The sequence below is a fragment of the Thioclava electrotropha genome (assembly GCF_002085925.2).
GTDB lineage: Bacteria > Pseudomonadota > Alphaproteobacteria > Rhodobacterales > Rhodobacteraceae > Thioclava > Thioclava electrotropha.
Genome location: NZ_CP053562.1, coordinates 17,163 through 31,284, shown reverse-complemented (window position 1 = coordinate 31,284; position 14,122 = coordinate 17,163). Strand labels below are relative to the sequence as shown.

The window sequence follows — 14,122 nt, the reverse complement described above, 5'->3', positions numbered from 1 at the left end:
CTCCTTGGCCAAGTCTCTCGCCGTAGCCCGGGTGGCTCAGGCGGCGAGCTCTGTCTGTGCGATATGCTCGGCTGCGCGCAGGGCGAGCGCCGCGACGGTAAGGGCGGGGTTCACGGCAGCCGAGGTCGGCAAGACGGACGCATCGGCGATGAACAGGTTCGGGTGATCATGGCTGCGGCAGAACGTGTCGACGACGCTCGACGCCGGATCGTTACCCATCCGCGCCGTCCCGCATTGATGCGACGGGGTCTGTCGGTCGAACGGCCGCGCAAGCACGATCGGGTAGCCCGCAGCGCGCAGCTTTCTGCGCAGCATGGCGACGAGTTCGAGATGTGCCTCCCAGTTGGACCGCTTCCAGTCGAGCCGGATCTTGCCGTTCTTCAGCGTCACGCGGCTCTTGGGATTGGGGAGGTCTTCGGACATCGCGTAGAGATCGACCGATCGGTTGGCGATCCAGCTCGCCACCGGTCGCGGCAGCGGCGAGGCCGAGGCGAGGATCGGACCGGAGATTTTGCCGAGCAGCTGGATATTGCCCAGCGGCGCGCCACTCGCCCCGCCCGAGAGGTAGAAATCGTTGATCGCCAGTGTCTTCTGATAGACCGCCCGGTTCCGACGGAGTGGGTGCAGCGCCAGAACGGCCGAGCAATTGTGGTTCATGAAATTGCGCCCGACCTGATCGGAGCCGTTCGCCAGCCCGGTCGGATGGCGCTCAGTCGCAGAGGCCAGCAAGAGGGCCGCGCTTTGCACCGCCCCGGCGGAGAGCACGACGACCGACGCCGTCAGCGTCTGCGTCTGCCCGTCTTTCTCGATCTCGACCCCGCTGATGCGGTTCTCGGCATCGACGATCAGACGCCGCGCCCGCGTGCCCGTCATCAGCTCCACATTCGGGGATTTCAGCGCCGTCGCCAGACCGACGCTTTCGGCATCCATCTTGCCGCCGCAGGTATCGGGGAACGCATCCCAAGGCGTCCGCCCATGCGCGAGCCAGCGGTCGATATCGACCCCAAGCGGCAGGGAAGAAGGGTGCAGCCCGACCGATTTCAGCCGCCGCCGCAGCGCCTTGATATCGGGCTCGTCCGGGACCGGCGCATGGGCGTAGAGGCCGGAATGGCGCGGCTCCGTCGGGTCCTCTCCAAGCTGACCGCGCACCTGATAGAGCGCCTCGGCCTTCTGGTAGAACGGCTCGATCTCGTCATAGGCGATCGGCCAGCCCGGCGTGGTGCCACCCTGATGCGCGACAGGCGAGAAATCCGCCTTGCGGTAGCGCATCAGAACGGCGCCGTAGAATTTCGAGTTGCCGCCGACATTGTAGTAATTGCCGGGGTTGAACGGCACGTCATCGCCATCGAGCCAGGTTTCCTCGGGCCGGTAATGACCACGCGCGAAGATCGCGTCCGGGTCGCGCGCGTCCGGCGTGTCGGGCAGGCGTTCGCCACGCTCGAGCACCAGCACGCGCCGCCCCGTCCGGGCCAGTGCCGCCGCCGTGGTGGCACCGCCCATGCCCGAGCCGATGATGATGACGTCGGCATCGCTCATGGCTGGATGCGCTCCTCCGTCTTGGGATCGAAGGCCACCGCCTTGTCCATGTTGACGGCGAAATCGAAGACCTCACCCGCCCGCACGGTCACATCGGCCCGCATCCGGGCGATGGCGTCGCGCCCGCCCAGCGTCATCGTCACGAACGTGTCCGACCCTGCGGGTTCGGTGACGCCGATATGGTTGCGCAGCGACGCGATATGGTCGGCATTGCGATCGGCCCCCTCCGGATCGGTGATCGTCTCCGGCCGGATCCCGAGAAGGATTTCGCGCCCGTCCCACGCGGCGAGATTGGGTTGCGGGAAGCGGAGCAGTTGCTCCACCCCGTCATGGCCCGTCACGGCCGCATGGGGCGCACCGTCCTTCACCACGATCCGCGACGGGAACACGTTCATCGCGGGGCTACCCATGAAGGTCGCCACGAAAACATTCGAGGGCGTGTCGTAGATTTCCTTCGGCGTGCCGAGCTGCTGCACATAGCCCTTGTTCATCACCGCGATCCGGGTCGAGAGCGTCATCGCCTCGATCTGGTCGTGGGTCACGTAGACGATCGTGGTGCCAAGGCTCTGGTGCAGCTTCTTGATCTCGGTGCGCATATCGACGCGCAGTTTCGCGTCGAGGTTCGACAGCGGCTCGTCGAACAGGAACACATCCGGGTCGCGCACCAGCGCACGGCCCATCGCGACGCGCTGACGCTGACCACCTGAAAGCTGCCCCGGTTTGCGGTCGAGCAGATTGTCGATCTGCAGCATCTCCGCCACCCGGTTCATCGCGTCCTCGCGTTCGGGCTTGGGTGTGCCATGCATCTCGAGACCGAAAGTGATGTTCTGGCCCACCGTCATGTTCGGGTAGAGCGCGTAGGACTGGAACACCATCGCGATGTTGCGCTTCGACGGGTGCACACCATTCATGGTGCGCCCCTTGATCGAAATCTCGCCGGAGGTGATCCCTTCCAACCCTGCGATCATGCTCAGAAGCGTGGACTTGCCGCAGCCGGACGGGCCGACCAGCACGAGGAATTCACCTTCATCGACCGAGATGTCGACGCTGTGCAGCACTTCGACCGCGCCGTAGGACTTGGTGACGTTTGAAATATCGAGGAGACCCATTGGCATTACCCCTTGACTGAGCCCGCCATCAGGCCGCGCACGAAGAAGCGCCCCGAGACGATGTAGACGATGAGAGTGGGCAGCGCCGCAAGGATCGCACCCGCGAAGTGAACGTTGTAGGCCTTCACGCCGGTCGAGCTTTGAACGAGGTTGTTCAAGGCGACGGTCATCGGCTGGCTGGCCTGCCCGGCGAAGGACGACCCGAACAGGAAGTCGTTCCAGATATTGGTGAACTGCCAGATGATCGTGACCACGATGATCGGCCCCGACAGTGGCAGAAGGATGCGGTAGAAGATCCGGAAGAACCCGGCCCCGTCGATCTGCGCCGCGCGTACCAGCTCGGTCGGGAAGGCCGAGTAGTAGTTGCGGAAATAAAGCGTCGTGAAGCCGAGCCCGTAGACGACGTGGACGAGGATCAGCCCCGGCACCGAGCCTGCGAGCCCGATCATCCCAAGCACCCGCGCCATCGGGATCAGCACGATCTGGAACGGAATGAAGCACGAAAACAGCAGCATCCCGAAGAGGATCGTGTCACCGCGGAACCGCCACTTGGTCAGAACGTAGCCGTTGAGCGCGCCCATGATGGTCGAGATCGCCACCGCCGGAACCACGATCAGGATCGAGTTGATGAAGTAGGGGCGCAGGCCGGTCGGCTGAACGCCGATCTGGGCCGAGGACCAGGCTTCGCGCCACGGCTCGAAGGTCCAGACATCGGGCAGCGCCATCATGTTGCCGCCCGTGATCTCGCTCAGAGGTTTGACCGAGTTGATCAACATCACCGCGAGCGGCAGCAGGTAGAACAGCGCGAACAGCAGCAGGAAGAGATAGATGAAGGTGCGGGTCACGCGATTTGTGCGGATCGCGACCCCGGTATCGACGGCGCCGGACATTACTTCGGCTCCTTCAGTTCAGCGTAGAGATAGGGGATCATGATCGCGGCGATGGTCATCAGCATGATAACCGCCGACGCTGCGCCCACGCCCATCTCGTTGCGGGTGAAAGTGTAGGAATACATGAAGGTCGCGGGCAGTTCGGTTGCCCGGCCCGGGCCGCCACCGGTCAGCGCGATGACGAGGTCATAGGATTTGACCGCGAGGTGCGCGAGGATAACGAAGGCCGACAGGAAGGCAGGCCGAAGCTGCGGAATGATGATGCGGCGATAGAGGTTCCAGTTCGAGGCGCCATCCATCTGTGCCGCTTTCAGGATTTCGTTGTCGATGCCGCGCAGTCCGGCGAGGAACATCGCCATGACGAAACCCGAGCTTTGCCAGACCGCGGCGATCACCACCGTGTAGATCGCCATGGACGAGCTCTTGATCCAGCCGAAATGGAAACTCTCCCAGCCCCAGAGATGCAGGGTATGTTCGATGCCGATGCCCGGATCGAGAAGCCATTTCCACGCCGTGCCCGTCACGATGAACGAAAGCGCCATCGGATAGAGGAAGATCGGGCGCAACATCCCCTCGCCGCGGATTTTCTGATCCAGAAAGATCGCGAGGGTCAGCCCGATCGCGATACAGATCGCGATGTAGAGCGAGGCGAAGATTGCAAGGTTCTGGACCGCGATCGTCCAGGTCGGCAATTGGAAAAGCCGCCAGTAATTGTGCCAGCCGACAAGGTCGAAGCTCGGCAGGATCCGGCTGTTTGTGAACGACAGGTACCCGGTGAACACGATGAAGCCGTAGACGAAGATCAACATGGACGCGACAGAGGGCGCGAGGACGATCTTGGGAATCCATTCCTGAAGCCGGGTACGCAAGTCTGACTGGACCGGACGGGCCATTGCTCTCTCCTTTGGGGAAATGAGACGGATGGGTGAGGTTCGGGCCGGTCAGATCGACCGGCCCGAGGGCCTGTTACTGAGCCAGTGACACGGCCTTGACGAGTTCCTTGGCGGCGGTCTCGGCGTCATATTCGCCGTTGAAATTCGCCGTCACCACGTCGTAGATCGCGTTCTTCACCGAAGCCGGGTCGGCATGTCCATGCGCCATGGAACCCAGCAGCGTGCCGTTCTCGCTCGCCGATTTCAGCTGAGCCATCGCCTTCTTGCCGCAAGCGTCGAACTCTTCGTCCGACACGTCCGTGCGCGAGGGAACAGAGCCTTTCACCGTGTTGAAGGCGATCTGGAACGACGGCGACATCACGGCTTTCGCCATCGCGTCCTGCGCGGCCTGCGCATCCTCGCCCACCTTGAACATCGCGAACTGGTCGGAGTTGAAGGTCACATCGCCTGCGGTTCCCGGGGTGCGGAAGCAGCCGAAATCGACCTCGGCCTCTTTGCCGGCCCGCAGGAATTCACCCTTGGCCCAGTCGCCCATCATCTGGAAGGCGGCTTCGCCATTGATGACCATCGCGGTCGCGAGGTTCCAGTCGCGGCCCGAGAAGTTCGGGTCGACGAAGCTGTGAAGCTGCTCCATGCGCTTGAAGGATTCGACCATCTGCGGACCGCCAAGCGCTTCGGGATCGAGATCGACGAAGGCCTTCTTGTAGAACTCGGGGCCACCGACCGACAGCACGACGCCATCGAACATCGTGGCTTCCTGCCAGGGCTGGCCACCTGCGGCGAGTGCGATCTTCCCGGAATCCTTCACCTTCTGCATCGCAGCGATGAACTCGTCCCAGGTCTTCGGCTCTTCGATGCCGAGATCGGCGAGCATCTTCTTGTTCGACCACACCCAGTTGGTCGAGTGCACGTTCACCGGAACCGCGACCCAGTGGCCGTCATATTTCGAGAACTTCTGCAGCGCCGCAGGCACCACGGCATCCCAGTTGCCATCGGCCGCGACCTTGTCGAGATCGGCCAGCGCGCCTTGCTGCGCCCAGTCCGAGATGTCGAAGCCGAGCATCTGAACCGCGGTCGGCGGATCACCCGAGGTGACGCGCGCACGCAGCACGGTCATCGCACTTTGGCCACCGCCACCTGCGACGGGCATATCCTTCCAGCCGATGCCTTCTTTCTGCAGATCGTCCTTGAGAACGTTGAGCGCGGCTGCTTCGCCGCCCGAAGTCCACCAGTGAAGAACCTCCACATCCTCCGCCTGTGCCGACCCTGCGACGAGCGCCAGAACGCTCGCCATTTTCAGTGTCCGTCCGATGTAACTACGCATGATTTTCCTCCCTCTTGCGTTGTCGTCACACTCCCTCCCGTGCGACCGATCAGGTCATTCGGGTCTTACCCAAGGCTCTCGCGTGCGACCGATGCGCATCACGAGCGTCTTGATCTCGAAGAACTCCTCGAGGCCGTAGCGTCCGATCTCTCTCCCTTGACCGGATTGCTTGACCCCACCGAAGCTCAATTCCGGGAAACCGTCCATCCAGGTATTCGTCCAGACGGTCCCAGCCTGCGCCCGCGTCGAGAACTCGAGGCAGGTGTGGACGTTCTCGCTCCAAACGCCCGCAGACAAACCGTAGCTTGCATCATTCGTTAGCGCTACCGCTTCGTCCATCGTGCGGAAGGTCAGAACCGAGAGCACCGGTCCGAAGACCTCCTCGCGGGCGATCGCCATCTCGGGCGAGACGCCGCGCACGACGGTCGGTTGATAGAATTGCCCCTCGAGGCCCGGCACGGTCATCGGCCCGCCCCCCAGCGCGATCTCGGCCCCCTCGGTGACCGCGGCGCGGACATAGTCGTCGATCTTGCCTTGATGCTGGACGGAGATGATCGCCCCGACCTGCGTGCGCGGATCGAGCGGGTCGCCGAAAGCCACGCGCTTCGACAGTTCCACCACGCGCTCGACCACCTCATCCACGATATCTTCATGGACGATGATCCGGCTGCTCGAGTTGCAGCATTGCCCGGTGTTGAAATAGACGCCGAAGGTGATCGCATCGGCCGCGCTCTCAATATCGGCATCGGGGAACACGACCTGCGGGTTCTTCCCGCCAAGCTCCAGCGCGACCTTCTTCAACGTGCTCGACGCGGCCGCCGAGATCGCCTTGCCGACCGCGGTCGAGCCGGTGAAGGTCACCATATCCACGGCCTCATGCGTCGTCATCACGCTGCCCACGGAAGCTCCATAGCCCAGAACAATATTCACGACGCCCGCGGGCATCCCCGCCTCGAACAGCAGCTCCCCGAGCATAACCGTGGTCGATGGCGTCAGTTCGGACGGCTTGATGACCGTGGTGCAGCCAGCGGCGAGCGCGAAGGGCAGCTTCTGGCTCAGGATCCAGAACGGGAAATTCCACGGCGTGATCATCGACACGACGCCGATCGGGTCTTTCACGACGACGCCAAGCATGTCCGGCCCCAGCGTGTTGTGGCTGTCCCCATGCATGGTGCGCGCCAGCGAAGCCGCATAGCGCCACAGATCGGCCGCGCCCGACACTTCGGCGCGCGACTGCGAAATCGGCTTGCCGCTTTCGAGCGTCTCCAGCAGCGCCATGCGCTCGACATTGCCCTCGATCAGATCGGCGACGCGCAGCAGGATCGTGGCGCGCTCCTTGCCCGAGATCCGGCTCCAGACGCCACTGTCGAACGCCTCGCGCGCCGCGACGATCGCGGCTTCCGCATCGGCTTCGGCGCCCAGCGCTGCGCGGCTCACGAGGCAGCCATGCGCGGGGGACATCCGATCGTAGGTCTCGCCAGAGGCACTGTCGCGCCACTCGCCTGCGATCAGGTGACGACAGATGAAGGGCTCTGCGGGGATCGCCGCATCAACGGCAGAGATCAGGTTCAGCTCGGTCATGTTCAAAGTCCCGAAAAATTAGGTTTGCGTTTCTCGCGGAAAGCCGTGACCCCTTCGGCGCGATCTTCGCTGGCCGAAATGGCGGCACTTCCGAGCGCCTCAGCCATGGCGCCGCGATCTTCACCCGCCGCGACATGGATCATCGATTTCGTGATTTCGACGGCGCGGGGCGACAGCCCGAGCGCACGGTCGATCAGGGTCTGCGCTGCCGAACGCGGATCGTCGGAGATCGCGGCCACGAAGCCGACCGCCAAAGCCCGCTCGGCCTTCACCCGGTGACCGAAAAGCGCCATCTCCTTCACCATCGGTTCGGGCAGCAGGCGCATCAGCCGCTGCGTGCCCGACCAACCGGGAACGATCCCGACGCCAGCTTCCGGGAGGGCAAGGCTGGCGCCGGGTGCCATGACCCGAAGGTCGCAGGCTGCGGCAAGTTCGAGACCGCCCCCGAAGGCGTGTCCGTTCAGCGCCGCAATCGTCGGCTTCGAGAGGCGCGCGAGCCGGTCGAAGATCCGGTGTCCGTCGCGGACCCAATGCCGCGCGAACTGGGCCGGGCTCAGATCGCCCCAACCGTTGATATCCGCCCCGGTGCAGAAGGCCCGGTCGCCCTCGGCGCTCACCAGCACGCAGCGAATCTCGACGTCTCGTTCGATCCGATCGAGATGCGCCTCGAGCGCACTCAGCATCTCGACCGTAAGGGCGTTCATCTTCGCCGGGTTGTCGAGGCGCAGCTCTGCCACCGCGCCGTCGAGGATCAGGTGAATATCGCTCATGGCGTCCACCCCATCGGGGCATTGGCGAGAAGCTTCGTGGACATGGTGACGGCATTCTCCGCCACGCGCACCCGCCCCTCGGAGGCGCCGACGATATCGCGCTCGGGATCGATCCCCGGCATGATTTCGGTCGCGATGAGCCCCTTGTCATCGAGCCGCATCACGCAGCGCTCGGTGATGTAGAGCACTTCCTGCCCCTGCTCGCGCGCACGCTCCCCGGAGAAGGTCACATGCTCGACCTGGTCGACCATCTTGGTGAACTTGCCCGGCGCACGGACGCGGATGCCGGTCGCGTCCATCTCCATCTGCGCCCCGGCTTCGAACCAACCTGAGAAGACGATCTTGCGCGCATGGGCGGTGATGTCGACGAAGCCGCCGCAGCCAGCGGTCAGATAGGGCTTCTTGCCGAGCTTGGAGACATTCACATTCCCCTCTACGTCGACTTCGAGGAAGGACAGGAAGGACATGTCGAACCCGGCGCCCTGGAAATAGATGAATTGCTGCGGCGAGGGCACGTAGCCATCGGCGTTCGACGCACAGCCGAAGGCGAAGCCGGTCAGGGGCATGCCGCCCACCGCGCCTTGTTCGATCGCCCAGGTGACCGCGTCGGGATGGCCTTCCTCGAGCAGGATACGCGGCACCATCGCCGAGATTCCGAAGCCGAGATTGGCCGTCATGCCCCCGCGCAGCTCCATTGCCGCGCGCCGTGCGATCACCTTTTCGATGCCGTGCTCCGCCAGTTCGAAGCTCGACCACGGACGCATCACCTGACCCGAAATCGCCGGATCGTAGGGCGTCTCGCAGGTCTGCTTCTGATCCTCGTCCACGACGACGTAATCCACGAGGTGCCCCGGCACGCGGACGTCATGGGGCCGCAGGGAGCCCGCCGCGGTGACGCGCTCCACCTGCGCGATCACCAGCCCGCCATTGTTGCGCACCGCAATCGCCTGCTCGAGCCCGCCGAGATAGGCGCCCTCGTGCTCATAGGTCAGATTGCCGCGCTCATCGGCGGTGGTGGCGCGCAGGATGCAGACATCGGGGTAAATATTCGGGAAATGGAGCCAGGTGTCGCCATCGAACTCCACCCGGCGCACGATGGGGGCGCCCGCTGCGCGATCGTTCATCGCACAGCCCTCGCGCTCGGGATCGACGAAGGTCTTCAGGCCGACCTTGGTGATCACCCCCGGACGCCGCGCAGCCGCCTCGCGATGCATGTCGAACAGGATGCCGGAGGGCACGTTATAGGCAGTCACACGATTCTCGACGACCATCTTCCAGATTTCAGGCATCGGCAGGTTCGACGAACCCGACGGATAGGACCCGGCCAGAACCGTGCTGAGCAGACCATCCTTGGCGATGTGATCGATGCCCTTCACACCGTACATGTCCCCCGCGGCGATCGGATGGATCATGGTCAGGTTCTGCGGATGTTGCTCCTGATCGAAGCGCTCGCCGATCGCCTTGAGCACGGAATCGGGGCAGCCCAATGCCGAAGACGAGGACACCGTGATGATAGCGCCATCCGCGATTTTCCCCACTGCTTCCGATGCACTGACGATCGTGCCCATAGTTCGCTTCTCCCAATCCAAATTGCCGACCCCAGACAAGATTTCAGTCGACACGCCCCAAAAAAGACTCAGCAAATAGGAACGTTCCAAATATTCATAGGAACGTTCCAAATTTGTGTCAAACGTTTTTAGCTGAGCAAATTCATTCGATAGGAGATGGAAACGAGACGATCGCGCGAAGAGGCCCCTTCTTGCCGTGCTAAGGAGGTCGACGCCCCGCGCAGAGCCTTGACGATGAGGAGCAACTGTCAACGGCGGGGTAAAATCCTGCCATTGGGCGGCGCAAAAACCGGCGACTTCGGGGTATGGGCGCGACGCGCACTATGAGACAGCGACCGGTCAACCGCGCTCCCCAGATAGCGGACAGTTGACTGGCCGCCTTGGCCCGTGAAAGCCAAGCCTTCATCGGCTGGATCAGGCGGCGTCGGTGGACTTGCGTGCGCGGCGTTAGGCGAGCCGGCAATCGCGCTGAAGAGATGGCGAGCTAATGCTCATCTGGGCGCGCCACCAAATCCTTTCCGCATTTGCTCCACTGAACCGGAACCGGTGCGCCCGAATCTTATCGTTGCGCCTCAGGATCGAGCCTCACGAACGAAATTCATAACCCGCCTCATGAAATTCACATGCGGAACAGTTTTCGAGGCAAAATCAGGCCCAAAACAGAGAAAAGCTCGGAAAACCGAAGTTTTCCGAGCTTTTCGCTTGGTTTATGGTGCCCAGGAGAGGACTCGAACCTCCACGCCTTGCGGCACACGGACCTGAACCGTGCGCGTCTACCAATTCCGCCACCTGGGCAGGTGTCGTGGAGCGCGAGATACATAGCGGCGCTGGGACTGTCAACGGGGATCGACACGAAAAATTCGCAAGCTTCGACTCTTCGGGTCTTTGGCCTTGTTCCCGCGGGGGCGAGGCGGTAATCAAAGAACGAAATTCTTGCAAGGAAAGGCCTCTGCCCATGTCCAAGCTGGTTACGATCTACGGCGGTTCGGGGTTCGTCGGGCGCTATATCGCGCAGCGCATGGCAAAGGACGGTTGGCGGATTCGCGTTGCGGTCCGGCGTCCGAACGAGGCGCTTTTCGTCAAACCCTATGGTGCGGTCGGGCAAGTCGAGCCGGTCTTCTGCAACATTCGCGACGATGCCAGCGTGCGCGCGGCGATGCAGGGCGCGGATGCGGTGATCAATTGCGTCGGTATTCTCGTCAATGAAGGCAAGAACAAGTTCGGCGCCGTGCAAGCCGAAGGTGCAGGCCGCGTGGCGCGTATCGCTGCAGAAATGGATGTGCCGAAACTGGTGCAGATCTCGGCCATCGGCGCCAATCCCGATAGCGAGAGCGAATATGCCCGCACCAAGGCTGCAGGCGAGAAAGCGGTGCTGGATGCCTATCCGCAGGCCGTGATCCTGCGCCCCTCGATCATTTTCGGCAACGAGGACGGGTTCTTCAACAAATTCGCCTCGATGTCGCGCTTCACCCCGATCCTTCCGATCACCGGCGGTCACACGAAATTCCAGCCGGTCTTCGTCGATGATGTCGCGAAGGTCGCGGTCATGGCAGCGGATGGCAAAGTGTCCCCCGGCACCTATGAACTCGGCGGGCCGGATGTGGAGACCTTCCACGACCTGATGAAGCAGATGCTGACGGTGATTCACCGTCGTCGTCTCGTGCTGTCGCTGCCCCGCTGGGTCGCAAGCATCCTCGGCGGCGTCTTCGATCTGGGTCAGGCGGTCACCGGCGGTCTGTTCACGAACCGCATCCTCACGCGCGATCAGGTGAAGAACCTGCAAGCTGACAATGTCGTGTCCGAGGGCGCGAAAGGCTTCTCCGATCTCGGAATCCAGCCTATGGCAATGGAAGCGGTGATGCCCGGCTACCTGTGGCGCTTCCGCCCCGGTGGGCAATATGACGATATCAAAGCTTCGGCGAAGAACCTTCGCAAGACATAACCCCCTCCTTCCTCCCCGGTGCCGCTTGCGGCGCCTCTCTGACCTAGGCGGTATTTCTTGAGCTATCTGAACGACGTTCTGCTCGGTGTGATCGAAGGGATCACCGAGTTTCTCCCGATTTCGAGCACTGGCCACTTGATCCTGGCCGAACATTGGCTTGGCACGCGCTCGGATACCTACAACATCGTCATTCAGGCCGGGGCGATCCTTGCGGTGACGCTGATCTATTGGCGCCGCCTGATGGAGCTTCTGTTCAACTGGCGCAATCCGGAGAACCGCGACTATCTCGCGAAGCTGACCGTCGCCTTCCTGATCACCGCCGTTCTGGGCCTGATCGTGAAGAAGATGGGTTTCGAGTTGCCGACAACGATCCATCCCGTCGCCTGGGCGCTGGTGATCGGCGGTTTCTGGATGCTGTTTGCGGAACGCGTCGCGGATCGGCAGGCCGATAACAGCCAAATCTTCTGGCGCGTCGCGATCGCGGTCGGGATTGCGCAGATCGTGGCCGGGGTCTTTCCGGGCACCTCGCGCTCGGCCACGACGATTTTCGTGGCGATGCTGCTGGGCACCTCGAACCGGGCGGCGGCGACCGAATTCGCCTTCCTCGTCGGTATTCCCACCATGTACGCGGCGAGCGGTTACGAATTGCTCAAGCAGCTCAAGGATGGGACCGGCGGCAACGAGGATTGGGCCGGGCTCGGCATCGCTTTCGTCGTCTCGACCGTCACGGCCTTCGTCGCGGTGAAATGGCTCCTTGGCTACATTCAGGGGCACCGTTTCACCATCTTCGCGATCTACCGGATCATCTTCGGCGGGCTCCTGCTGAGCCTTGCGGCGGTCGGTGTGCTAGGCTGATCAGGAGCGAATCGCTTTTTGGCGACGCGTGATCCTCAGGAAAATCAGGGTAAAGCGGCAATAAAGTAAACCAAGCTGACCTATTTTGAGCGAATTTGAGGTGCCTTCTCATGCGCCTCTCGCAAAAAATACACATTTAGGTCAGCCTTGCTTACTTTTATTGCTGTGGCAGGCAGTGTAGTCATGCGCACCCACCGGTTTTCTAGGGAGGCGCCACAATGGCCAAGCAACCGATGCTCAAGTTCGTCAAGACGGCGAAAGAGATGCCTCAGAAGCGCGACGCGAACGTGCGCTCCCATGATTTCAACGAAATCTATCGCGAATACGCGGCCGAGAAGGCTGCCGAGCAGGCGAGCCGCTGCAGCCAATGCGGCGTGCCCTATTGCCACACGCATTGCCCGCTCCATAACAACATCCCCGACTGGCTGCGCCTGACCGCCGAAGGTCGTCTGCAGGAAGCCTACGAGATGTCGCAGGCCACCAACACCTTCCCGGAAATCTGCGGCCGCATCTGCCCGCAGGACCGTCTGTGCGAAGGCAACTGCGTGATCGAACAGTCGGGCCACGGCACCGTCACCATCGGCGCGGTCGAGAAATACATCACCGACACCGCCTTCGACATGGGCTGGGTGAAGCCGATCAAACCGGCGACCGAGCGCGCCGAAAGCGTCGGCATCATCGGCGCGGGCCCGGGCGGTCTGGCGGCCGCCGACGCGCTGCGCCGCGCTGGCGTGCAGGTCACGGTCTATGACCGCTACGACCGCGCGGGCGGGTTGATGACCTATGGCATCCCCGGCTTCAAGCTGGAGAAAGACATCGTCATGCAGCGCGTGAAGCAGCTGGAAGATGGCGGCGTCGAATTCGTGCTGAACTGCAATGTCGGCACCGATATTTCCTTCGACGCGATCCGCGGCAAGCATGACGCGGTGCTGATCGCGACGGGCGTCTACAAGACGCGCGAGCTGACCGACGAAGGCGCGGATGCGGCTGGCATCGTCCGCGCGATCGACTATCTCACCGCCTCGAACCGCAAGAGCTTCGGCGACGACGTGGCCGAGTTCGAAGACGGCACGCTGAACGCTGAAGGCAAGCGTGTCATCGTCATTGGCGGCGGCGACACCGCGATGGACTGCGTGCGTACCGCGATCCGTCAGGGCGCCAAGTCGGTGAAATGTCTCTATCGCCGCGACCGCGCGAACATGCCGGGCTCGCAGCGCGAAGTGCAAAACGCGGAAGAAGAGGGCGTGGAATTCGTCTGGCTCTCCGCCCCCGCGGCCTTCTCGGGCAACCCGGTCACCAACTGCTCGGTGCAGCAGATGCGTCTGGGCGCGCCGGATGCCTCGGGTCGTCAGAGCCCCGAGAAGATCGAGGGCGGCATCTATGACGAAGAGGCCGATCTGGTGATCAAGGCGCTCGGCTTCGAGCCCGAGGACCTGCCCGGCGCTTGGGAAGCCGGTGATCTGGAGACCACCCGCTGGGGCACGGTGAAGGCCGAATTCGGCACCCACGCGACCTCGATCCCGGGCGTCTATGCGGTCGGCGACATCGTGCGCGGCGCAAGCCTCGTCGTCTGGGCGATCCGCGACGGGCGCGAAGCGGCGGGCTCGATCCTGCGCTATCTCGAAAACGTGGCGGCGGTGGCGGCGGAGTGATC

11 protein-coding genes and 1 tRNA gene are annotated in these 14,122 nt (G+C 63.0%); 3 read left to right on the top strand and 9 right to left on the bottom strand.

The window, feature by feature from the left end:
* Positions 1–36: 36 nt before the first annotated feature.
* The 9 genes from AKL02_RS00140 to AKL02_RS00100 form a co-directional block, all read right to left on the bottom strand.
* Positions 37–1,536 carry an FAD-dependent oxidoreductase gene (locus tag AKL02_RS00140; RefSeq protein ID WP_083076703.1) on the bottom strand — a complete coding sequence of 500 codons (1,500 nt, stop codon included), beginning with the start codon at positions 1,534–1,536 and terminating at the stop codon, positions 37–39.
* Positions 1,533–2,645: an ABC transporter ATP-binding protein gene (locus tag AKL02_RS00135; protein ID WP_083076707.1), complete on the bottom strand. Its 1,113-nt coding sequence runs from the start codon at positions 2,643–2,645 to the stop codon at positions 1,533–1,535. Before AKL02_RS00135 ends, AKL02_RS00140 begins: the two co-directional genes overlap by 4 nt.
* Before the next feature lie 5 nt (positions 2,646–2,650).
* A complete protein-coding gene (locus AKL02_RS00130; RefSeq protein ID WP_078541537.1) occupies positions 2,651–3,535 on the bottom strand; it encodes a carbohydrate ABC transporter permease in 885 nt (294 codons plus the stop codon).
* A complete protein-coding gene (locus AKL02_RS00125) occupies positions 3,535–4,428 on the bottom strand; it encodes a carbohydrate ABC transporter permease (protein WP_078522163.1) in 894 nt (297 codons plus the stop codon). The genes AKL02_RS00130 and AKL02_RS00125 overlap by 1 nt, the downstream gene beginning before the upstream one ends.
* Before the next feature lie 73 nt (positions 4,429–4,501).
* Complete coding sequence (locus tag AKL02_RS00120; protein WP_108722337.1) at positions 4,502–5,752, bottom strand: ABC transporter substrate-binding protein; 1,251 nt, start codon at positions 5,750–5,752, stop codon at positions 4,502–4,504.
* A gap of 54 nt (positions 5,753–5,806) precedes the next feature.
* Positions 5,807–7,333, bottom strand: a complete 1,527-nt coding sequence (locus AKL02_RS00115) for an aldehyde dehydrogenase family protein (protein ID WP_083076709.1) — start codon at positions 7,331–7,333, stop codon at positions 5,807–5,809.
* A 2-nt stretch (positions 7,334–7,335) separates the two neighbouring features.
* A complete protein-coding gene (locus AKL02_RS00110; RefSeq protein ID WP_083076711.1) occupies positions 7,336–8,103 on the bottom strand; it encodes an enoyl-CoA hydratase/isomerase family protein in 768 nt (255 codons plus the stop codon).
* Complete coding sequence (locus AKL02_RS00105) at positions 8,100–9,671, bottom strand: acyl CoA:acetate/3-ketoacid CoA transferase (RefSeq protein WP_083076713.1); 1,572 nt, start codon at positions 9,669–9,671, stop codon at positions 8,100–8,102. Before AKL02_RS00105 ends, AKL02_RS00110 begins: the two co-directional genes overlap by 4 nt.
* Positions 9,672–10,381: 710 nt before the next feature.
* Positions 10,382–10,466: transfer RNA gene (locus AKL02_RS00100), tRNA-Leu, on the bottom strand.
* 160 nt (positions 10,467–10,626) lie between these two features.
* Here AKL02_RS00100 and AKL02_RS00095 point away from each other — a divergent pair.
* The 3 genes from AKL02_RS00095 (at position 10,627) to AKL02_RS00085 (ending at position 14,120) form a co-directional block, all read left to right on the top strand.
* A complete protein-coding gene (locus AKL02_RS00095) occupies positions 10,627–11,613 on the top strand; it encodes a complex I NDUFA9 subunit family protein (RefSeq protein WP_078570642.1) in 987 nt (328 codons plus the stop codon).
* A 57-nt stretch (positions 11,614–11,670) separates the two neighbouring features.
* Positions 11,671–12,468 carry an undecaprenyl-diphosphate phosphatase gene (locus AKL02_RS00090; protein WP_083076715.1) on the top strand — a complete coding sequence of 266 codons (798 nt, stop codon included), beginning with the start codon at positions 11,671–11,673 and terminating at the stop codon, positions 12,466–12,468.
* Between the two features lie 218 nt (positions 12,469–12,686).
* The gene (locus AKL02_RS00085) at positions 12,687–14,120 is read left to right on the top strand and encodes an NAD(P)-dependent oxidoreductase (protein WP_083076717.1); all 1,434 of its coding nucleotides are present in this window, start codon (positions 12,687–12,689) and stop codon (positions 14,118–14,120) included.
* Positions 14,121–14,122 lie beyond the last annotated feature (2 nt).